Below are 21,194 nucleotides of genomic sequence, written 5' to 3'. Positions count from 1 at the left end.
ATAGAGGAGCGTTGGCCTCGTCTGTGGGTTGATTTTATGCGGCGAGATTGCGGTGTTGCAAGCGCCGATGCTCGATGGTCTGTCGTTTGATCCTTTCTCTCTGTTTGATGATGGTTTGTGCCCTGCCGAAGTAGGCGTCGGCCGGGGTCACGTTGTCGAGGCTCTCGTGGTAACGCTGGTGGTTGTAATGCTCGATGAAAGCAGCGATTTGGGCCTCGAGATCCCCCGGCAGAAAGTAGTTTTCCAGTAGCACCCGGTTCTTGAGTGTCTGGTGCCAGCGCTCGATCTTGCCCTGGGTCTGAGGATGACAGGGTGCACCGCGCACATGGCTCATCCGGTTGGCCTGGATGTAGTTGGCCAGTTCCCCGGCGATGTAACTCGGGCCGTTATCGCTGAGCAGCCGAGGCTTATGGTGGACATGGGCCCGATCGCACCCTGAAGCTGCCAGTGCCAGGTCCAAAGTGTCGGTGACATCCTGTGCCCGCATCGTTGAGCACAACTTCCAGGCGATGATGTAGCGGGAATAATCGTCGAGCACGGTGGAGAGATACATCCAGCCCCAGCTGAGGATCTTGAAGTAGGTAAAATCGGTCTGCCACATCTCGTTGGGCCGGGTGGTCTTGGTGTGGAAGGCATCGGCAGCCTTGATCACGACATAGGCCGGGCTGGTAATCAGGTCGTGGGCCTTCAAAAGCCGGTAAACGCTGGCTTCAGACACGAAGTAGCCCTTATCGTCGGTGAACCGAACCGCCAGTTCCCTGGGGCTCAGTTCGGACTGTTCCAGCGCCATCTCGATGATCTGATCATGGATGGCGGTCGGGATCCGGTTCCACACCCGGCTGGGCGCCGATGGCCGGTCCTCCAGCGCCTCGGGCCCACCATTGAGGTAGCGGTCATACCAGCGATAAAAGGTCCGGCGCGCGATGCCCAGATTATCGAGCGTGCGTGTTGCTGGCAGATGGGATTGCTCGACCAGCCTGATGATCTCGAGCTTTTCGGATGCTGGATACCTCATGCGTCGTCGTCCCCATCCGCGATCATGCTTTTTTTGAGCAGACGGTTTTCCAGCGTCAGATCGGCAACACACTCCTTGAGCGCTCCGGCCTGGCGGCGCAGTTCCTTGACCTCGTCGGTGGTGGCAGCACGGGCTGTATCGCCAGCAAGCCGACGCTTTCCCGCTTCCATGAATTCCTTGGACCAGGTGTAATAGAGGCTCTGGGCAATGCCTTCCTTGCGGCACAGCTCGGCAATGCTGTCCTCTCCACGCAGGCCATCGAGCACAATGCGGATCTTGTCTTCTGCAGAAAAGTGCCGCCGTGTCGCGCGGCGGATATCCTTGACCACCTGTTCGGCGGGCTTCTTGGCTTTCGAGGGTTTTGATCTCATCGTCGTTCCTTCGTCACTCCGACGAGACCAAAACCCTCCTTACATCACAAGATCAAATCTGTGCCATCGGTGCTGACGGGGTACACCTCCTATAGACCCGCCAGCGCCTGATCGACGTCCGCGATGATGTCGTCGATATTTTCAATGCCCACCGAAATGCGCACAAGGTCCTCCGAAACGCCTGCCAATCTCAGTTCATCGGCATCGAGTTGGCGATGAGTGGTTGTGGCCGGATGGCACGCCAGGGATTTGGCATCCCCGATATTGACCAGCCGGTAGATCATCTGGAGTGCGTCGATGAATTTCCCCCCCCGGCTTCACGTCCGCCAATGACCCCGAAACTGACGATCCCCGACGCCTTGCCGCCAGCGATCTTGTCACAGATGGGTTTATATCGACTGGTGTCGAGCGCTGCGTAGTTCACCCAGTTTACCTTTGGGTGGGACTGCAAATGTTGCGCGAGCTTGAGCGCGTTTTCGCAGTGGCGATCCATACGCAGACCCAATGTTTCGAGTCCCATCATAATGAGAAATGCATTGTGCGGGGACAGCGCGGCGCCGGTGTTGCGCAGCGGCGCGACCCGGCAGCGACCGATGTAGGCAGCTGCACCAAGCGCCTCAGTATAGACAACGCCATGGTATGACGGATCAGGTTCGTTGAGGATTTTGAAGCGCTCCTTGTGCGCCGCCCAATCGAACTTGCCCGAATCCACAATCACACCGCCAATTGCATTGCCATGGCCGCCGATATATTTGGTCAGCGAGTGCACGACGATATCGGCGCCGAACTCGAACGGACGGCAAAGAAACGGCGTTGCGACCGTGTTGTCCACGATCAGGGGCACGCCGTGACGATGGGCGATTTCGGCGAGCTTTTCGATGTCCACGACATTGCCAGCCGGGTTGCCGATCGATTCGCAAAAGACCGCCTTGGTGTTTTCGTCGATCAACGCATCGAATGCATCGAGATCGTCACCTGGAGCCATACGCACTTCGATGCCTTGGCGCGGCAGGGCGTGCATGAATAGATTGTAGGTACCGCCATAAAGCTGGCTCACCGACACGATGTTATCGCCCGCCCCCGCAATTGTCTGGATTGCATATGTGATGGCAGCCATGCCCGAGGCGACCGCAAGAGCACCGACGCCCCCTTCGAGGGCCGCCATGCGCTGCTCGAGCACCGCAGAGGTTGGGTTCATGATGCGCGTATAGATATTGCCTTCAACCTTTAGGTCGAAAAGGTCGGCGCCATGCTGGGTGTCGTCAAATGTATAGGAGGTCGTCTGATAGATCGGCACAGCGGCCGCCTTGGTCGTCGGCTCTGGCGTGTACCCATGGTGAAGGGCGAGAGTTTCGAGTTTCATTAAATTTCCTCCGTACAAGACACTGCCATGATAGGCTGCGCCATTCCAGGACACCACCAGTTGGCGCTTAAATTATGCCGAGCGCAGACATGGCATCGGCAACCCGGACAAATCCCCCGATATTGGCGCCCGCCACATAATTACCTGGCAGACCATACTCATCGGCGGTATGCGCGCAGTGGTCGTGAATATCCTTCATGATTTCGGCAAGGCGTTCTTCGGTCTGTTCAAACGTCCAGGAATCGCGCGAAGCGTTTTGCTGCATTTCGAGCGCACTGGTGGCAACCCCGCCCGCATTGGACGCCTTGCCCGGACCAAACAGGATTCCCGCCTCTTCAAACATGCGCACAGCCTCAGGCGTACACGGCATGTTGGCACCCTCGACAACGGCGACAACACCGTTTTCAACAAGCGAGCGGGCGTCCTTACCCGTCAGCTCGTTCTGGGTTGCGGCAGGAATGGCGAGGTCGCACGGTACGGCCCATATCGATCCCGAGGCGTTGTAATGAGCCCCATTGCCCTTGAGCTCGGCGTATTTCTCGATACGCCCGCGCCGCCTTTCTTTTATCTCTTTTAAGAGCACGATATCGATGCCGCTCTCATCGACGACGTACCCGCTGGAGTCCGAACACGCCACTACCGTAGCGCCCAGTTCGATGAGCTTTTCCATCGTATAAATGGCAACATTGCCCGAACCCGAAACAACGGCCCTTTGCCCGGAAAGATCGGTTTTGCGCATGCGTAGCATCTCGGCCAGAAAATAGACGGCGCCGTAACCGGTGGCTTCCTTACGAACCCGCGAGCCGCCCCAGCTCAGCCCCTTGCCGGTCAGAACACCCGATTCATAGCGGTTGGTCATGCGCTTGTATTGACCAAACATGTAGCCAATCTCACGCTGTCCCACACCGATGTCACCGGCCGGAACGTCGGTATATTCCCCGACATGGCGAGAAAGTTCGGTCATGAACGCCTGGCAAAACCGCATGATTTCTGCGTCGGACTTGCCCTTGGGGTCGAAATCCGACCCTCCCTTGCCGCCGCCAATCGGCATACCGGTCAGGGCATTCTTGAAGACCTGCTCAAAGCCGAGAAACTTCACGATGCCCAGATTGACGCTTGGGTGGAACCTTAGCCCACCCTTGTAGGGTCCCAATGCAGAGTTAAATTGCACGCGGAAACCTCGGTTGATCTGCACATATCCCTGATCATCGGTCCATGACACGCGGAAGATGATCTGTCGTTCGGGCTCGCACAACCGTTCGATCAACCCTGCACTGCCATAGTGGGGGTGTTTGGCAACAACCCGTCCCAGGCTGTCGAGCACTTCGCGAACAGCTTGATGAAACTCGTCTTCGCCAGGGTTACGTCGAAGGACTTGCGAATAGACAGGACCGAGGATGTCGTCGGTAGCGCTCATTGTTGAAATACCTTTTGTTGGGCGTGCGGCGCAAGGGCAAGTGGTTTGCCCTTGCGCCCAATCGCCATCGCGCGGGTCATGGGGCCGACCGCACGACAGCAATGGAAATCACGCGGCAGAGGGACCGGGATCATCTCCCGGCCGCCGGCCTGAGCGGTGAGACACGGGCTGCCGGCTATCGCCCCGGCTTGCGACCAGATGCAGATCGGATGGTTTTCTGCGGGCCTTGCTTTCGGCCTCTGGCTGGTAGAGCACAGTGTGGATTTCGAGCGCGACGACGCGACCGCCAAAATCAATCTCGATCTTGTCTCCCGCTGCCTGGCCAAGTAGCCCGATACCCCGAAGGCTGGCCACTGACTGGTGGTCCTGGCCCGGGACGTAGTGCTCAAGGGTTACCAGTCGGCGCTCTTGCGGCCATTCCTCATCCACCGTGAAGGCGACGCGAGAGCCAATTGTCACGATCTCGCCGGGCAGATCGTCGGCAAACACAATTTTGGCGAATTGCATTTTCTTGCGGATGGCAGCGATCAGCAGCTCATCGTCACCTAAGTGGTCGGCGAGCATGGTTTCCAGGATTGCAAAATCGCGCGGTGTAAGTCTCGGCAGCATGGCAGGGCTCATGAAATGGACCTCTGGTTGAAAACAGGGCAGAACACGGGACCAGACCGACCTCATGACGGCCTGGCCCTATGCTCCGAACTTGAGCACTGCTTTCACTGCGATATGGACGTCCATATTACTGGCTCTGCTCAACGCGGACGACGGTCAAGGACAGCCGACGGCCGTCAAGGGCGGTCCAGGGAATGCTTTGTCCTTCGCGCAACCCGATCAGGGCAGCACCGATCGGGGTGAGCACGGACACTTTTCCCGACGAGATGTCCGCTTCGCCGGGGAACACCAACTGATAGGTACGGTCAAAGCCATCGGTCGTGGTAAAGGAAACAACCGACCCCAGCCGCACGGCATCTGCGGGCAGCTTGGACTGGGCCACGACGCGGGCGCGATCCAGTTCGTTCATGAGCTGGTCGGCAACATTGGCCATGGGGCCGGTGATACCGTTCGCCATGGTCATCAGTTTTCCATGATCCTCGACACCAAGGATCAAACGCGGCAAGGCCGCCGATTTCATTGCAGTTTGAGACATGATTGCACACGATCTCCGCCAGGCATTGTGCCGGCGGTCCGAAATTTCAGGAGATTGTGAAGGCGCCAAAGGCGCTGATCGTGCAAACGATGAGCGCACCTCCCGAAGCTCGGAAGGCGCGAATGGCCGAGCTTCGGGCTACAGTCCTATTACGGGCTGTCCCATGAGCATTTTCTGAAGTGTCAAACGCGCTCGGATCATCATGAGACCATTGCTAGCTCTTTGGGCAGGGAAGTCAAGCGAGCCCCTCTGCATGCGACCGAGGGTCGCCGGTCACATGCGCTCCACCATATCAAACCCATAGATGGCACCGGGACGAGGAAACCGAACAGGCCAGTGATCTGGCAGTGGCTTTAAGCACCATGGGCACCGCACGGCAGCCCGTGGAATGGTTTCGGTACAATGACGACATGTGAAAGGACTGAGAGAATTGCGCACACCGGCCTCCGCTCGCGCTTGCGAGAAAGTAAAATGACAAGGACCACCAGGCCCGAGGCGGTGTGTTGGCGCTAACGCAATACACATTCCCCGCCCCGGGGGGCAGAGAGTGCGCCCATTGGCGTCCTGGTGCAGGCGGTTTGGATCGATGTGCGGAGCATGGTTATTCACATAGCATCAGAAGTTCTTTTTGCAAGTCACCGTGCCTGCGGTGCGGCGCGACAAAAATTCCCAGTTGACTTAATCCAAATCAACGCTAGCTTTGCTCGGCCATGAACACTTGTCATTTAACACCCATTTGTCGGCTTGTGTGCAGCGACCGGGATGCCTGACCCGGAAGCTGCGAAACACTTCGCGCTTCCGGGACAATACTCACGACAACTTTAATTCTTTGGTCAGCAGCAAGGCTGCCTGACGGAGGTTCGTGATGGCACTCGCAAGTGTTTCGTTCGAAATAGATTTCACAATCGATAGGACATCCAGATCGCGCAAGGCAGCCTTGAGCTCTCTGGCTCAACGCATTGGGTCGTGCAGACCCGACATCTCTCCACATGATATCAGCAACTGCCTTCTGGCGCGTGAGAAGCTGGGATCAACAGCCATCGGCTCGGGCGTTGCAGCGCCCCATACAATCTTCAAACAGAGCTGCCCGCCCCTGGTCCAGGTCACCCAACTCAAATACCCTATCGACTTCGACGCAAGTGATGGCACTCCGGTGGATGTGTTGTTGTCTGTTGTGGGCAATCGCCATGATTTGCGCTGGCTGCACCTGGCTCTCCCCCGCTTTGCCAAACTGGCAGAGGCGCCCGAATTGGCCGCTCGGTTGCGCGCAGCTAAATCTGCTTCCGCAGTCGAAGATGTATTGGCAAGTGTAGGTATCTACTCAAGCCGTACCCTGCCCAACAAGGCAGCATAGCGCCATGATTCTTTTAACGCGCTGGAGGCGTTCTCAAACAGGAGGATGGCCCTGGTCGGCACATAGTTGCGACCAGGGGTGACATTTTCACTGATCCCAATCAGGGATTTTTTTATTCGGAGTTCGCCAGCAGTTGCGAACCTATTGAAAGCTCTCAACATGGCAAAGCGCAAGGGCGATCAGCAGCGCCTACAACCCAAAAAGAAAAAGCAGAAACAAACCCCCGCTCCCGAATCGATCAGTGGTCTGCTCGCCCCGGAAGCTGGTAAGCGAAAAGGCAAGTAAGCACCGGGGGCAGAAAAACGCTGCCCCCATTCTTTGTGATGATGAGTAACAATATGCTGTCTCGCCGCCCGTTGCCTGCTCCGGCAAACACCAACGCTTTGTCTGGCTCGGTCTGGCAGGCCGCCCTCCCTCTGATAATCTTGGCGCTGGGCCACACAATTTCCAACCTTGTGCGAACGCTTCCGGCGGTCTCTGCTGATCTGGTCGCTCAGGACCTATCGGTGTCGGCGGGCGATATCGCAGCAATGACCGGATTTTATCATCTGGCGTTTGCTGCCGGACAGATTCCGGTCGGGGTCGCTCTTGACCGCTACAGCGTCAAAGCCGTCATCAGCACCCTCTTGGGCATCATTGTCGCAGGGTCGGTCTTTGCTGCGTTTATCCAAGGTCCAGTGGGCTTTGTCATAACGCAGATCATTGTGGGCATCGGGTGTTGTGGCATGCTCTTGTGTCCCCTCACTTACGCCGCACGAACGACCGATCCGAGCCGGTTTGCCCTCTGGTCAGCCGCGATTTTGGCGATAGGCAACACCGGCATGGTGATCTCGGCAAGCCCAATGGCATGGCTCATCGAGCACTACGGTTGGCGCCTGGCCTATGGTTTGCCCGCACTGTTTGCGCTGATCGTGCTCGTCACTGTGCAATTGACCATTCGGCCGGTGCGGCCCTCCCAAGAAGTGCCTGCCAGCGTGGGTTCGGAAATCAGGGAAGTGCTGAAGATTGGCATCTCCCCAGTGCTTCGCGGTGTAATCGTTCTCGCCTTTGTGTCTTTTGCGGTGATGATCGGCGTGCGCGGCATGTGGGGCGGCCCATGGTTGATGGAGGCCAAGGGTATGGCGAGGGTCTCAGCAGGCAATGTGTTGCTCGTTTTAACGCTCATGCTGATTGTCATGCCGATGGCTATTGGGCTCATCGAAAAGCGTTTTGGCCGACCTTACATGTTGCTCGCGATTGGCCATGTGCTTGCAGGAGTGGCTCTTGTCCTTCTCCCGACCGGGGCTGATAACGGATTTCTCGCGCTCGCAATGGGCGTTGATGTTCTATCGACACGTTTTGATATCACCTTGATCGTCGCATTCGGTGTCGTCATCTCGGTCCAGCCACTCCTCTTCGCGCTCGGACGCGCCTCCGTCGAACCCCGGCATGCTGGCAAGGCGCTTTCGGCGGTCAATTTGTCATTTTTTGTCGGAGCGGCAGTTATTCAAGCGGTGTCAGCTCCCGTGAGCGCATCACTCGGTCTGGCGGGGATTTTTGTGTTTCTTGGCGTGCTCAGCATCTTGGGTGGCTGCGGGCTCTGGTTCTTTCGCAACGTCGGAGCCAAAAATGTCCAATGACTTGTGCAGCAAAAAGATCATCATGCTGACAAGACCGTACGGCCAGGCATATAGATCCCCAGGCCTGGCTCGCTGACGTGCTCGCCCGCATTGCCGACATGCCGCAGAGCGAGCTGGGAGAACTTCTTCCTTGGAATTGGGCCCCGCGGGCCATGACCAAGGCCGCCTAACCTAGCTTTAGCGACGAGCAATAGCCGCCGTGGTCCTCACCGAAGGCGTAAGCCTCCGTTGACGACCGCAGCTATTTCGCTTTTGCCCTGGGATTCCACTTGCGGGCGTAGCGCTTGAGTTCTCCTTCGATGGCATCGACATCAACCAGACGTGGATCGAAGCCGTTCTCAAGATACCATTCACGCATTTCGGCATGATCGTCATGGCTTGGGTCGTTGATCGCTTCGAGGAAGAGTTCGAAGCCCGGAGGGCCGCCAATGTCTTCGGGCGGGGTCCGTCCCTCGGCCAGGATCAACTGGGGATACAGGGCACCGGGCTCGGGCTCGCAGATAAAGTTGATCCGAATGGTGTGCTCCCAGCCATCACCGAAGTCATAGAGATAGGTGATGGCACGAGCATTTGTTTCCTGAAGAACCCGGAGCAGTGTTGCCTTGGAGGCGTCGCGAAGATCGGTGCCAAAGTCATGATCGGGAACGCCCCACCCGATATCCTGGTAGCGGAACTCGTAGAGATGGCTATCGGTCCAGCCAAAGGCGATCTGCAAGACGATGTGGAGCCGATCCATGCGCAGGTTGAGCGGCACGATCAGTTTGCGCCTGACCTGCGGCTCGACGTCCTCGAGAATGACGGTGATGGTGGCAACGAAGTGGGATGCAGGGCTCATGCAACGAGCTTAGCGGCATCCTTGTCAGCGTTCCAGTTCCAGGGAAGCAGTTCCCCCAGCCGGTTCTGCGGCATGTCGGCGATGCGGGCGAGCACGTCGGCGAGCCAGGCTTGAGGATCGATATCGTTGAGCTTGGCCGAGACAATGAGGGTGTACATGAACGCGGCCCGGCGGGCACCGCGGTCCGAACCGGCGAACAGCCACGCTTTTCTGCCAAGGGCAATTCCGCGCAGAGCCCGTTCTGCCGCGTTGTTCGAGAGGCATATGCGGCCATCCTCAAGGAACGCGGCAAAGCCTGTCCAGCGCGCGAGCATGTAGTTCATGGCCTTGGCCACGGGAGCGTGACGCGATAGCTTTTCGCGCTCGGTCATCATATAGGCATGCAGCTCATCAACCAGTGGCGTGCAAAGCCGCCGCCGCTCGGCAAGGCGCTGATCGGGCGGCAGGCCATAAAGATCGCGTTCGATGGCAAAGATCTCGTCGATCCGGCGCACCGCCTCGAGCGCCACCGGGGATATGGCGCCGCCCTTGCTCTTCTTCTTTCTCACCCTCTCGATATCGGCGAGCTCGAACAATGGTCGTCGTCCGTGCGCCCAGCAAAAGGCCGGCTGGATGGGCTCACTGCGGCGTTCGGGATCGAACAGGCCGTTGTAACCGGCAAAGGCGTCCACCTGCAGGATGCCGGAATAGTTGGCAAGATGGCTTCTTGGATGTTCGCCCCTGCGATCGGGTGAGGCGTAGAACAGAGCTGCCGGACCGTCAGCGCCGCCGAAGGGACGATCGTCGCGTACGTAAGTCCACACCCGACCCGTTCTGGTCTGTCCCTTGGCCAGGATCGGCACCGTGGTGTCGTCCCCGTGCAAGCGATCGGCGGCCATCACGTGATCGGCGATCAGATCATGGAGCGGCTTGAGCGCCACCGTTGCAGCGCCAATCTGGTCGGCGAGCGTGGAGAGGCCGATGGGCACGCCCTCGCGGGCGAAGCGCTCGGACTGGCGGTTGAGCGGCTGATGCTGGCCGAACTTTTCAAAAAGGATCGTCGCCAGAAGATTGGGGCCGGCAAAGCCACGCGGGGTGGGATGGAACGGCGCCGGCGGCTGGCTGATCTTTTCGCAATCCCGGCAGCTGAACTTCTCCCGTACCGTCTGGACCACCTTCCACTGACGCGGGATCACTTCGAGCGTTTCGGTCACGTCCTCGCCCAGCTTGACCAGGTGATCGGACCCGCAGCATTCACAGGCTTGCGGTGCCGGCACCACGAGGCGCTCGCGCGGCAGGTGTTCGGGAAAGGCGCGCCGTTGTGCCCGCTTGCGGGTAAAGGCTTGGACCGAAGTGGTCCTGACTGCGGCCATCTCGGCGGCAAGCTCGTCTTCGGTGGCTGCTGCTTCGAGATCCTCGAGTTCGAACTCGAGCTGGTCGAGCAGCTTGGCCTTCCTCTCGGAGCGCTGTCCATAAAGACTGCGCTTGAGCTTTTCGATCTCGAGCTTGAGACGGGCGATCTCGGCGTCGCCATCGGTCTTTTCTGCAACAACCCGCGCCGCTTCGGCTTCCGCCAGATCAGCACGCTGTTCGGCTGCGGCAAGTGCAGCGCGAAGGGCAGCAATCTCGGCGTTTCCGGCAGGTTCGACCATGCCGTGACCTTACCAGAATCTGGTCCTCGCCACGAGCTGGTTGGACCCGTTTTGCACCAGATGAGTCACCGTGTCGCGGTGCACTATGGTCATCCCGCCGAGAGTGGCCGCCAGGTCTTTTGCGGCATCCGCCAGTCGATCCCTTCAAGCAGATATCCGAGCTGGGCGGGCGAGATCGTCACAACACCATCGGCCGGCGAGGGCCAGAGGAAACGCCCGCGCTCGAGCCGTTTGGTGAACACGCATGCGCCCTGACCATCATGCCAGATGATGCGAACCAGATTGCCCTTGCGACCCCGGAACACGAACAGATGTCCGCCATGGGGATCGCGCTTGAGCACCTCCTGCACCACCAGCGCCAGAGAGTTGAACCCCTTGCGCATGTCAGTGTGGCCCGCTGCCAGCCAGACCCGCGTCCCGCTCGGAACCGGGATCATCGGTCCACCACATCGAGCAGGCGACCCAGCACCTCAGGTGCAATATCGGAGCGCATGATCATGCGGCGACCATTGCGCAGCACGATCTCGACAGGACTGGCTGAACCATCCGTGGGCGGCTCTGGTGGAAGGCTGCCATCGCTGGCATGACCCCCACTCCCATCCAAGCGCACCGGATAAAACGAAGGCGCCTCGTGACCTAGCTGTCCCTCGCGATACGCCTTGCGCCACGCAAAAATCAATGGCACCGCAATGCCATGCCGTCGCGCGGTCGCCGAACCCATTCGCGGGGCCGACAAGCTTTCTTCAACGATCCGGATCTTCTCCGCATCACTGAACCGCCGGCGCCGGCCTGTGTCCACAATCTCGAGCCGCTCGACGCGACTTTTGTCAGTAAGGATATCCATACTGATAGTTTGCTACCAGATCGGCCCCTCGGGCCAAGGCGGCCCTCAACGGAGGCATACCCGAAGGCTTACCATCCGGATGGTCCAAAGTGCGTAGCGGCTCAGGTTGGCCGGACATGCACGACCGCCACAATTTGAGGCGGGCGAAACCCCGCCCCATTGCATGCAGATTTTCTATCGATAGAACTGGATCGTTTTAGATATACCCTCGACAAGGCTTATGGGCTCCGGCAACACCAGCCTAGTTTCCTGAGACGGACCGGCTTGTGGCACGATTGTTGGAAGTGCCGGGCCGGTTGCAGATACATTCGCACCAGGTACAAGGTTTCTGATTGTATCTAGCACAACGTCAACGGTCACGATTTCGCCGTTAAGATCCAAAGCTTGCGCGCCCTCGAACGGCTCGTTAAGGGCAGCCAAATATGCTGAAACCACTTCGTCCACATACACAAAGCCAGCAGTGCCGGTAAACGGGATTGTATAAGACTGCCCGGATGCCGCGGCTTTACAAGCAAGAGTGATGCCTGCGGATAGACCAACCTCACGCCCCGGTCCATAGACCACAAACGGTCTTAGACCCACACTAGAAAGTCCATGATCATTATAGTAAGCGCGAGCTGACCCCTCGTTCGCAAGCTTAAAGGCACCGTAGTGAGTATCCGGTTTCGGGAAGCTCTCGCCCCCGGCTCCGAACACCGCAGCTGAACTCGTGTAGACCACACGGCTAATGCCATGGCGGCGTGCCGCCTCAAATACATAAAGCGTTCCCAGCACGTTTATCACGGCTCCCCGAATGGGGTTTTCCTGACAGGCAGGAGTTAATACGCCCGCAATATGACATATACTTGAGCAGCCGGTCGCTGCTTCAGATACAAACGCCTCGTCGGAAACATCGCCCTGCAGCCACTCAACTAACGAGGCCTTCTGTCCGAGCATATCAATGAAGTCTCCCGGCATGGAGTTGGTATCAATCGCTCTAATCGAAACGCCCTCAGCAACAAGTCTCGAAATTACGTGCCGCCCAATGAAACCGCCACCACCAGTCAATAATACTTTCATATTCTTTCCTCGGCTTTATTAAGCCATCACAGTGTGTGATAGACGATATACTGCGGTTTTGGCGGCTTCAGCACTGCCAAACTTCCCACGGAGCACCTCATAAACCTCAGCGACGTCCACCGTCGTGAACATCTCCACTAAGACAATCCAAGCACTCTCTGTCTCGTTTTGCTGCCCCCGCAATGCCCGCTCAGCAGTCGGCAGTTCGCTTATCGACGGCGACGACTTCGCAAGCGTGACCGCAACAACGCTGGACAATTCATAGAGTTCAAGTACCAACCTCTGCATTTCTGCATTATCTGCTGAAGATTCTGGTACTTGGACCGTTACAACAAAACCGCCGTGCCCTGCACCCAAGTGCAGCACTACACTTGCCGCCGCTCGATCGAAATTAGTCAGGTTTGGCTGAACTTTTACCGTCCAGTCCGAAGGGCTGTTCAACCTGCTAAGGTACTCTACTGAACCGAACACTTTAATGTGGTTCGCTTCATAGAGAGTGAAACATTCAGGTTCAGAACCATCAATGCTCATAAACCGCCTGCCTGATACAAAACCTGGCACGCTAACGCGCTCAGCAAGGTGTTCGATGCTGTGCCATTTCTCGAACTCCAGGGAATAGCCTGGCGTAATATCGTGCCATATCGCCAAAATACCTGCGATGCGCATTGCCTATGCCTTCTCCATTAACTTAACGATTTTTTCTCGACCGCTAATTAAGTCTCTGACCGGTTGTTTTGAGAAAATTTCCAGAACAACATCACAATCGATCTGATATTTCTTAACAGTGTCAATTACTTCGCTAAAGTTGATACTTCCATCCCCTATAGGATCATGGCGCCACTCTTTTTCTTTAGCGTCAGACAAATGCAGAACTTTTATGACGTCACTGAGTATGCATATACCTTCCGCCGGATCTTCATCTACCGCCACAGCGTTAGCGACGTCATAGAGAACCCCGGTATCCGGATATTCGTCCGACAAGGTTCGGATGCTTGACGCCGTTGATAGGAGACTTTGCGGATGGTTCTCTACAATCACGCGCACGCCTTGCTCTTGAGCACGAGCCAGAATTCTTCTGAAACTGGGGAGAAATACCCCCTCAAGATAGCCTGACGGCGCCTCCAATAGAGAATGTCGCCGTCCAGCAACGAGCGTAATTGACCTACTCCCCAATTTGGCAGCGAAATCTACTAGTTCCAAATAGGCCCGGCACGAGTATTCCGCAAGTTCACTAATCGGACTGGCAAGATTATATTCGCTAGCGGGTAAATCTATGGAAATTAGGTCAATGCCGTTAGCATCGAGGACATTCCGAATTCGCTCCGCTTCTCTGTCGTGAAACATTTCTACGTGCGGGGGAGAAACCAGAAGCTGAATTTTTCGGAAACCCTCGCTGTGCAGCTCTTCAATGCAGTCACTTGCGCGTCCGTGCCAAACCAGGCTGAACGTGTGCGCTCCAATCTCGTTGTTTAAAACGGCCATTTTTACTGCCTCACCATTTATCCAAATCCGAAGAAATTAGGCAGCGATGTTGATATTTGCGGAACTGCAACAATAACACCGATTGCTACCAGCTGTATTAGAAGCATCGGCCACACATACTTAACAATATGCCAAGTTTTTATGCCGGATATACTACTCACAACAAATAAACACATACCCATAGGCGGCGTCACTAATCCCACCATTAGCGTTGAAATTACAATCATCGCGAAGTGAATAGGGTCGATGCCATAACTAATTGCCAAGGGATGCAATATTGGCACGAGTATCAATATCGCCGCCGCACCTTCAAGAAAGCAACCGATCACCAGCAGGAACATAACCACTGCAACGAGGAAGATCATCGGATCACTGATTCCATCAGTCAGAAATCCGGAAAGGGTCTGGGGGACTTGCGCCAAGGTCAGCAGCCAGTTTCCAAACGCCATTGCCGCTATGATAACCAGCACCACGGAGCTATCGCGCATGGCGGCACCCATTATGCTGAACATTTGACTGAATTTGAGCGTGCGATAGATAAAGAACCCGATGGCCAACGCGTAAAGGACCGCCAACCCCGCAGCTTCTGTCGGCGTTGCAAAACCAGTCAGTAGCGCAAGCACGATAAATAACGGCATGGACACCGGCACGAAGCCTCGCACCACCATCCCCAATCGTGTTCTGACCGACAACCGTGGCCCAGCGCGTTCGTACTTGGCTCCAGCGGTCATGACCGCAGCGCTTAGGCAAATTGCCATCACTAGCCCAGGACCAACGCCGGCGAGGAATAGCCCAGGAACCGATACTCCCGACGTCGTCACCGCGTAGATGACTACCGGAATACTCGGGGGAATTAATGGGCCGATTACGGAGGATGCGGCGGTCAGCGCTGCCGCGTATGCAGGCGGATAGCCCGTACGTTGCATTTCCGGGATAAACACTCGACCTAGCGCAGAGGCGTCCGCAACTGCAGAACCCGAAATGCCGCCAAAAATCACCGAGGACCAGACGTTGACCAGCCCGAGAGAGGCACGAGAAGCACCAACAAATGCCTTTGCCATCTCTATAATCCGCTTTGTTATTCCGCTCGCGTTCATAATTTCGCCAGCAAGAACAAACAACGGAACCGCAAGCAGTGCGGAGGAATCTAGTCCACCGAATATCCGTTGAGCAACAACGCTGTCAGGTAGAGGACCCGTGTAAACAACTAGCGCTCCAGACACGATCACGGATAACGCGACAGGAACACCGATTACAATACTGACTATTAGTACTATTATCGTTAGCATATCTTTCTCCCTCCACGTATGACTGAAATGGTCATCCTCACGCCCTCAATGGACAAAAGGATGCCTCCAACAGGTATGGCCGAGTAGGCAAATGCTAATGGAACTCGAAGGGAGGGAGCCAAAATGTGGCCCTGAGAGGACACGAGAAGCGTCCCGGAATGAATCATTATTATACCGATAACAACTACCGAAATATGGACACCTAGCTTTAGTATTGTTTGATATAACTCAGGAATAGACTCTGAAATCAAACCAACTGCTATGTGCCTACCGGATCTATACGCAATCGCCGTTCCGATCATTACCGCATATATCATTATAAACCGCGAGGCCTCATCCGCCCACTGAATTCTCCAGGCAAATTGCCTGGAAAATATTCCTATCAGTATTGCGATAAAAAGTGAAAACCCTAGTACGGATAATATAACCTCTTGAGCCTTATCATAAATTTCAAAGACTTTCTTCATCGCAGGCCTCTAATTGTAAGCGCGCCTATCGCGTTGCTACGTCAGGCGCGCTTGTAGGATTGTTTACTGGGACTGCGCAGCGTCGAGAACTTCGTCGATAAAGTTCTGATCGGCATCGGTGGTTCTGAGCCAATCGATAACCGCTGGTTGAGTAACCGCTTTGAACTCAGCGATGCTGTCTGCATCTGGCCGGTTCACTTGCATTCCCTGTTCGGTCAACTCGGTCAAACCCTGAGCGGAATTCAGTTGCTGGATGGACCTATGCATCATCATTGATGCCTTTCCGGCGCGCTCAACTAACGCTTGTTGATCTGCGGTAAGAGACTGAAAGAAATCCTCATTGATGAGCATGAAGGCGACAGTGTAAGTGTGCCCATCAAGTGACAAATAGTCTTGGGATTCATAGAGTTTTCCATACACAATCACAGAGATTGGATTTTCCTGACCGTCCACCACTCCAGTCGCGAGAGCGGCTGGCAGATCAGGAAATGGAATCGGCGTCGGCTCTGCGCCCAATGCCGATAGCATCTCTATATATTGCGGCGCCTGCATCACGCGCACCTTGAGGCCGCTAAGGTCAGAAGGTCCGGAAATTGGCCCGCGCGAGTTGGTGAAATGCCGGAAACCCGACTCTCCATACCCTAGAATTCTTACCCCAGCACGCTCTATGCAAATATCGCGAAGTTTGGTTCCGATGGGCCCGTCGAGCAATTGCCATGCGTCAGGCTCAGAAGAGAAGAGATATGGCACGTCGAATACTGCGGCCTCAGGACAAACACTTGAAAAGGTCGCGGCAGCCATTGCAACCTGGACAGCGCCTGATTGAACCGATTGCAAGAGGTCGGCCTCACTGCCCAACTGACCGGCCGGATAGACATTTACAGTAAGGTCTGCCTCTGCCTCACTTTCCAGGATGCTTTCAAAAAGCACCGATGCGGCCTGGTTCATACTGGTGTACCACTCTCCTCCCGGATCCCCGTGGCCCATTGTGATTTCAGCAGCAGCGCCAGGGAGTATCCCCGCGGCGACAAAGCCAACAGCCAGCGCAATTTTTTTGTACATTACTCGCTCCCAGATCTAGAACTGCAATCGGGGGCTTGCAGTCCGCTGTTCTTGGGCGCCCCCCGGCGCTGTCTTGCGCGCGGGACTTAAGCGTCGAGCGTCTCAAAACCCGCAGAATTTGCAAATGACAAGCCGGCGCCTATCTCGGCGAGTTGCTCTGTAGCGGCACGCAATGGGAGGGCCATCGCTGACATCCTCGCCGCTGTCATTCGGACCGATGGGCCGGCAATGCTGATGACGCCGATCACTTCAGCGCTTCTCGCCTTCACTACCGGCATTGCCATCGCACTTGTTCCATCTTCATAGCTATCGTGAACGAAGCCGTAACCGACGCTGCGGCATCGACCGAGAACCTGAAGGAATTCATCGATACTGGTCGGGGCCGCTGAGCCAAAACCCTTCAAGGGAAATTCAACACCCTGTCGCCCCAACAACATCACCGCTTCGTTGTCAGTGAGCGTCAGCAGCCGCGCAAGACCGCTGGCAGTGGCTCCCAGGTTGACCTTCAAGCCCATGTCAGGATCAGGATCGTATCGCAATCCAGCTTTCGCCCCCTGCGATTTGGCGATCCAAATGAGGTCGTCACCCTCAACGACACTGAAGCGAACCAATTCACAAACTTCATGAGCCAACTCGTCCAGGATCGGTTGGGCGATATCGGTAATGCCTCGTGCAGCCAGGTGCGTAAGGCCCAGTGAACTGAGCTTGATGGTCAAGCTATAGTGCCCTTGCGAACCCCGCTGTCGAACATATCCAAGACGGATTAGTTCGCCGAGAATTCGGTGAGCTGAGCTTGGCTGCAAGGGAAGAACACGACATATGTCTGCTATGCTGTCCTGCTCTACACTGGCAAGATGCTCCAGCAACATAAGGGCTCGCTCTACTGCCGACATGCTCTCGCCTCAAAAAATGGAATAGCCTTCCGATATAGAATGCCATTCCATATTTTTCGCTTGACGGGTTGTCAAGTGTTTTAGCGCGAACGCAAAGACGATCTGCCGTTGGCGACGCGGGGCCAGTGCGGTTTTGCCGCATATTCCACAGGGAAAAGAACTCGGTCTGCTGGTCCCGCGTCTGAGCGCCTGAAATTGCCATCAACATCGGGAATGCCTCCCGCGAAGTGTCCGGGGGCCCATGGAATCCTGGCCCGGACTTGCTGCGACATACAATTTGGCTACCTTTGACGGTCGTAGCAGCGAGCAAGATCATAATGAAGACGCGATCAAGTATTGGAACGCAGCCCTAACGGGTAGCCACCTGAACGGTCCATTGCACTGTTGGCTAATGTGAGAAGCCGTCAGTTCTGCGTCTTCGAAACAGTTACTTTTTGATGCGAATACAGGTTCTACCCACCTCCCAGCCAAGGCGCCTCGTTCCCACCATCATGAGCTACTCCCCAATCGCTGGACAGATTTCGCCGTAAATTAAGCTACTCGTTGCACCTGCTGGTCGGGTTGGGTTTGGTCAATGCGCTGCCAATAGATCACGGCAGGCGGTTTGCCGCCAAGGGCGGAATGGGGGCGTCGATGATTATAGAAGTCCATCCATTCGCGGACGCCGGCGCGAGCCTGTGAACCGGTTTCCCACGCGTGCAGATAGACGCATTCGTATTTCAGGGTGCGCCAGAGCCGCTCGACGAAGATGTTGTCGAGGAACCGGCCCTTGCCATCCATGGAAATGCGCACCCCCATTCGTCGCAACCGATCGGTCCAGGCAAAGGACGTGAACTGGCTGCCCTGGTCGGTGTTCATGATCTCGGGCGGGCCGAACTTGTGGACCGCCTCGTTCAACGCTTCGATGCAAAAGTCGGCCTCCAGCGTGTTTGAGATGCGCCAGGCCAGCACCTTGCGTGTGTGCCAGTCCATGATGGCCACCAGGTAGAGAAAGCCCCGGCGCATCGGCAGATACGTGATGTCCGCGGCCCAGGCCTGGTTCGGGCGCTCCACCCTCAACCCCTTCAGAAGATAAGGCCAGACCTTATGCCCCTTGGCCGGTCTCGAGGTATTGGGCTTCTGGTAGATCGGCATCAGACCCATGAGCCGCATCAGCCCGACGCACGCGCTTCTCGTTCACCAGGTGACCTTCATTGCGCAGGTGCCAGGTCATCTGTCGGACACCGAAGAAGGGCGTCTCCAGGAATTGCTCATCGATCCTGCGCATCAGGGCAAGGTTGATCTCAGTCTCCCCTTTCGGCGTATAGTAGAATGAAGAGCGCGCGATCGACAGCAGCGTGCACTGTTTGCCGATCGAGAGAACGGGGTGATCAGGTTCTATCATCCCCCGTCTCACTTCCCGCCCCAGGGCTTGAGCTTTCGTGACAAAAAATCATTGGCGACAGCCAGCTCTCCGATCTTGGCGTGCAGATCCTTGACCTGTTCATCGTCAATCTCAGGCTTTTTGCGCCCGCCACGCTCGAACACACCCGATGCCCCTTCGAGCAACGCCCGTTTCCACTGGTGGATCATCGTAGGGTGGATACCGAACCGGCTCGCCAATTCTGATACCGTCTCTTCGCCTTGAACTCGGGCAAATGCTGCTTGCGTTTCGACATCTCTGATCTCCATCGTCGAAGACCAGCAGACAACAATTCGTAGCTTACGTCAGCGTCCCATTTTCAGGGAGTAGCTCAACGTTATAGACGATCGCGGAGCGATGCGGCTTGATGATATCGATCTGACGTTCAGCGCCTCGGCAAGAGAGCGGTATCGGGTCGTCATCGGCGACTACAACTCACAGTCCGGCGAAACCGAATGGCACCGCACCCTTGAGCGTGGGAACTGGAAGGTCCGTACCAGAACGCGAATGCGACTCACCTGCGATGCCGACAATTTCTATATCGATGCCGAACTGGACGCATTCGAAGGCGACGCAAGGGTGTACAGCCGATCCTGGCGTGAGACCGTGCCTCGCGATCATATCTGAAGTTGGCATCCCTCGATCGCTGTGGCCATCGGGCACCTTGATTTCAGACAGCCGGCCAAACCTGTACTAACGAAGGACCGGTTGGGGAACTTGCAAGGAACACGTTCTCCTTAGAGAAAATCCGTGAGATCGGCGATGGCGTCCATGTCAGCTTCTTTCTGCTGCTTAGCTTTTACGGCAACCTTTCGATACGCTCTTCGCAATTGGCCGTGGACGTTGCGACATTCTTCGACGCCGAGATCACGCATCGCAATGATCATAACGTCACGACACGCTGCAATGGTGTCATGATCGGCGACCGCAAGACTCGCGATCGGGTCGGGCAGTTTGGTCTCGGGCGCCTCATCGATGATGAAGTCGATATACTCAGAAGCTTCCGCAGCCATTTTTTCGGCGTAACGCGCTCGCACGCGTTCGCGGCGCTTCAGTTCCTTTTGCCAGATCTGATGCGCTTCAGCAGCTTCGAAGCAGTCTTTGACATTTCGCACACGTACAGCTCGCTGCCTGACAGCGGGGCCACACATCTCGTACTGCATTTCCGAATGAAGCAGCCGCCATCGCAGAGCCCCACCATGGTGACGAACGATTTTCTTATGGAGCCCCCAACTAAGCAATTTACCGAACCTAAGCGCGGTAAATTCATCGGTGTGAAATGGGCGAAACCCCTTCAGTTGCTTGAAATGTAGCATTCCGAGCTTGATATCGAGGATCTTGCGATCATCGAACAGCTCCAGAAGCTTGAGATTTTGCAGGAAATCCCAAGCTCGACCACTCTCGAACAGCGCATGGTCAGGCTTTGTAGCACGTGTGATGATCTCCTCGATTTCAAGATCATCGATCGGATCATTTTCAAGCAAGATTTGGGGCATGGTTCTACTCAATCACAGGACAGGCTATGCTTTACGCGACATCCAGCACCCGTCCTCGAGCTGGATAAGATCGGATATCCACTGCGTCTACCCAGTTGGTGGATAGTGCTTCTTCAATTGCACCATCTCTTCACCGATGCCTGACCGAGTATCAGCAACAATATCGAATTCGGCGCGCATGAGCCCATCTTTGCCGATCGTTTTGCGTTTGATACGTTCAGCGCTCATTTTTTCTCCCTTCGACCGACAGCATGGCGTCGCGGTCATCATCGAGTAGCGATGCAAGGATTTCCTGCGCGATAGGCCACTGCATTTCTTCTGCGAACGTCCGCTGACGAGGCATCCGTTCATAGCAGCGGCGCGCCCATGGATCTGTTGGAAGTCTGGGTTCTGGAAAACTCATGCGGCGTGCCCTTCTACGGCCTTGTAGTCTTTTTTGTCGCTCCGTTTG

At 56.2% G+C, this 21,194-nt stretch carries 22 protein-coding genes and 4 pseudogenes; 5 read left to right on the top strand and 21 right to left on the bottom strand.

Going from position 1 to position 21,194, the window contains the following annotated elements:
• Positions 1-34: 34 nt before the first annotated feature.
• The 5 genes and pseudogenes from ACP148_RS01470 to rnk all read right to left on the bottom strand — a co-directional run bounded on the left by ACP148_RS01470 (position 35) and on the right by rnk (position 5,310).
• A protein-coding gene (locus ACP148_RS01470) for an IS3 family transposase (RefSeq protein WP_421949987.1) occupies positions 35-1,386 on the bottom strand; the annotation gives its coding sequence in 2 pieces (ribosomal slippage) (positions 35-1,050 and positions 1,050-1,386; 1,353 coding nt in all).
• Positions 1,387-1,475: 89 nt separating this feature from the next.
• A pseudogene (locus ACP148_RS01465) lies at positions 1,476-2,749 on the bottom strand (O-acetylhomoserine aminocarboxypropyltransferase/cysteine synthase family protein).
• 67 nt (positions 2,750-2,816) lie between these two features.
• Positions 2,817-4,166, bottom strand: a complete 1,350-nt coding sequence (gdhA, locus tag ACP148_RS01460) for an NADP-specific glutamate dehydrogenase (protein ID WP_425033023.1) — start codon at positions 4,164-4,166, stop codon at positions 2,817-2,819.
• A gap of 108 nt (positions 4,167-4,274) precedes the next feature.
• Entirely contained in the window at positions 4,275-4,775 is a 501-nt protein-coding gene (locus ACP148_RS01455; protein WP_425033022.1) for a hypothetical protein, read from the bottom strand.
• A gap of 127 nt (positions 4,776-4,902) precedes the next feature.
• Positions 4,903-5,310: a nucleoside diphosphate kinase regulator gene (rnk, locus tag ACP148_RS01450; protein ID WP_425033021.1), complete on the bottom strand. Its 408-nt coding sequence runs from the start codon at positions 5,308-5,310 to the stop codon at positions 4,903-4,905.
• An 865-nt stretch (positions 5,311-6,175) separates the two neighbouring features.
• Between rnk and ACP148_RS01445 the strand changes: the two genes are divergently transcribed.
• The 4 genes and pseudogenes from ACP148_RS01445 to ACP148_RS01430 all read left to right on the top strand — a co-directional run.
• Positions 6,176-6,664, top strand: a complete 489-nt coding sequence (locus tag ACP148_RS01445) for a PTS sugar transporter subunit IIA (RefSeq protein WP_425033020.1) — start codon at positions 6,176-6,178, stop codon at positions 6,662-6,664.
• A gap of 159 nt (positions 6,665-6,823) precedes the next feature.
• Positions 6,824-6,949, top strand: coding sequence for a hypothetical protein (locus tag ACP148_RS01440; protein ID WP_425033019.1), 126 nt, complete (start codon positions 6,824-6,826; stop codon positions 6,947-6,949).
• Positions 6,950-7,002: 53 nt separating this feature from the next.
• Entirely contained in the window at positions 7,003-8,283 is a 1,281-nt protein-coding gene (locus ACP148_RS01435; RefSeq protein WP_425033018.1) for an MFS transporter, read from the top strand.
• A 50-nt stretch (positions 8,284-8,333) separates the two neighbouring features.
• Positions 8,334-8,453, top strand: a pseudogene (locus tag ACP148_RS01430) (transposase domain-containing protein); the annotation flags it as partial.
• A 71-nt stretch (positions 8,454-8,524) separates the two neighbouring features.
• On the opposite strand, the gene ACP148_RS01425 reads toward ACP148_RS01430, so the two are convergent.
• The 13 genes and pseudogenes from ACP148_RS01425 to ACP148_RS01365 form a co-directional block, all read right to left on the bottom strand.
• A complete protein-coding gene (locus tag ACP148_RS01425; protein ID WP_425032991.1) occupies positions 8,525-9,118 on the bottom strand; it encodes a plasmid pRiA4b ORF-3 family protein in 594 nt (197 codons plus the stop codon).
• A complete protein-coding gene (tnpC, locus tag ACP148_RS01420) occupies positions 9,115-10,749 on the bottom strand; it encodes an IS66 family transposase (RefSeq protein WP_421950144.1) in 1,635 nt (544 codons plus the stop codon). Before tnpC ends, ACP148_RS01425 begins: the two co-directional genes overlap by 4 nt.
• A gap of 89 nt (positions 10,750-10,838) precedes the next feature.
• Positions 10,839-11,186, bottom strand: coding sequence for an IS66 family insertion sequence element accessory protein TnpB (gene tnpB / locus ACP148_RS01415; protein ID WP_421950145.1), 348 nt, complete (start codon positions 11,184-11,186; stop codon positions 10,839-10,841).
• Complete coding sequence (gene tnpA / locus ACP148_RS01410) at positions 11,183-11,593, bottom strand: IS66-like element accessory protein TnpA (protein ID WP_421950146.1); 411 nt, start codon at positions 11,591-11,593, stop codon at positions 11,183-11,185. The genes tnpB and tnpA overlap by 4 nt, the downstream gene beginning before the upstream one ends.
• A gap of 174 nt (positions 11,594-11,767) precedes the next feature.
• Entirely contained in the window at positions 11,768-12,652 is an 885-nt protein-coding gene (locus tag ACP148_RS01405) for an NAD-dependent epimerase/dehydratase family protein (RefSeq protein WP_425033017.1), read from the bottom strand.
• Positions 12,653-12,670: 18 nt separating this feature from the next.
• Positions 12,671-13,318, bottom strand: coding sequence for a hypothetical protein (locus ACP148_RS01400; protein WP_425033016.1), 648 nt, complete (start codon positions 13,316-13,318; stop codon positions 12,671-12,673).
• A 3-nt stretch (positions 13,319-13,321) separates the two neighbouring features.
• Positions 13,322-14,134: a sugar phosphate isomerase/epimerase family protein gene (locus ACP148_RS01395; RefSeq protein ID WP_425033015.1), complete on the bottom strand. Its 813-nt coding sequence runs from the start codon at positions 14,132-14,134 to the stop codon at positions 13,322-13,324.
• Between the two features lie 17 nt (positions 14,135-14,151).
• Positions 14,152-15,423 (bottom strand): TRAP transporter large permease, encoded by a 1,272-nt coding sequence (locus tag ACP148_RS01390; protein ID WP_425033014.1) that lies wholly within the window; start codon positions 15,421-15,423, stop codon positions 14,152-14,154.
• A complete protein-coding gene (locus ACP148_RS01385; protein ID WP_425033013.1) occupies positions 15,417-15,890 on the bottom strand; it encodes a TRAP transporter small permease in 474 nt (157 codons plus the stop codon). Before ACP148_RS01385 ends, ACP148_RS01390 begins: the two co-directional genes overlap by 7 nt.
• Before the next feature lie 63 nt (positions 15,891-15,953).
• On the bottom strand, positions 15,954-16,952 hold the full coding sequence (locus tag ACP148_RS01380) for a TRAP transporter substrate-binding protein (protein ID WP_425033012.1): 999 nt from the start codon (positions 16,950-16,952) through the stop codon (positions 15,954-15,956).
• An 86-nt stretch (positions 16,953-17,038) separates the two neighbouring features.
• The gene (locus ACP148_RS01375) at positions 17,039-17,668 is read right to left on the bottom strand and encodes an IclR family transcriptional regulator (RefSeq protein ID WP_425033614.1); all 630 of its coding nucleotides are present in this window, start codon (positions 17,666-17,668) and stop codon (positions 17,039-17,041) included.
• Positions 17,669-17,674: 6 nt separating this feature from the next.
• Positions 17,675-17,845, bottom strand: a pseudogene (locus ACP148_RS01370) (helix-turn-helix domain-containing protein); the annotation flags it as partial.
• A 531-nt stretch (positions 17,846-18,376) separates the two neighbouring features.
• Positions 18,377-19,516, bottom strand: a pseudogene (locus ACP148_RS01365) (IS3 family transposase).
• An 88-nt stretch (positions 19,517-19,604) separates the two neighbouring features.
• On the opposite strand from ACP148_RS01365, the gene ACP148_RS01360 reads away from it, so the two are divergent.
• Entirely contained in the window at positions 19,605-19,874 is a 270-nt protein-coding gene (locus ACP148_RS01360) for a hypothetical protein (RefSeq protein WP_425033011.1), read from the top strand.
• Positions 19,875-19,984: 110 nt separating this feature from the next.
• Here the strand turns inward: ACP148_RS01360 and ACP148_RS01355 are convergent, their stop codons facing one another.
• From ACP148_RS01355 to ACP148_RS01345, 3 genes are all read right to left on the bottom strand, one after another.
• Positions 19,985-20,743 carry a hypothetical protein gene (locus tag ACP148_RS01355; RefSeq protein WP_425033010.1) on the bottom strand — a complete coding sequence of 253 codons (759 nt, stop codon included), beginning with the start codon at positions 20,741-20,743 and terminating at the stop codon, positions 19,985-19,987.
• Positions 20,744-20,830: 87 nt separating this feature from the next.
• Complete coding sequence (locus ACP148_RS01350; protein ID WP_425033009.1) at positions 20,831-20,971, bottom strand: hypothetical protein; 141 nt, start codon at positions 20,969-20,971, stop codon at positions 20,831-20,833.
• Complete coding sequence (locus ACP148_RS01345; protein ID WP_425033008.1) at positions 20,961-21,146, bottom strand: hypothetical protein; 186 nt, start codon at positions 21,144-21,146, stop codon at positions 20,961-20,963. Before ACP148_RS01345 ends, ACP148_RS01350 begins: the two co-directional genes overlap by 11 nt.
• Between the last annotated feature and the right edge of the window lie 48 nt (positions 21,147-21,194).

This window comes from Pelagibacterium sp. (assembly GCF_965249125.1).
Classification (GTDB): Bacteria; Pseudomonadota; Alphaproteobacteria; order Rhizobiales; family Devosiaceae; genus Pelagibacterium.
The sequence above is the reverse complement of the archived record's forward strand: the minus strand, read 5'-3'. Positions and strand labels throughout refer to the sequence as shown.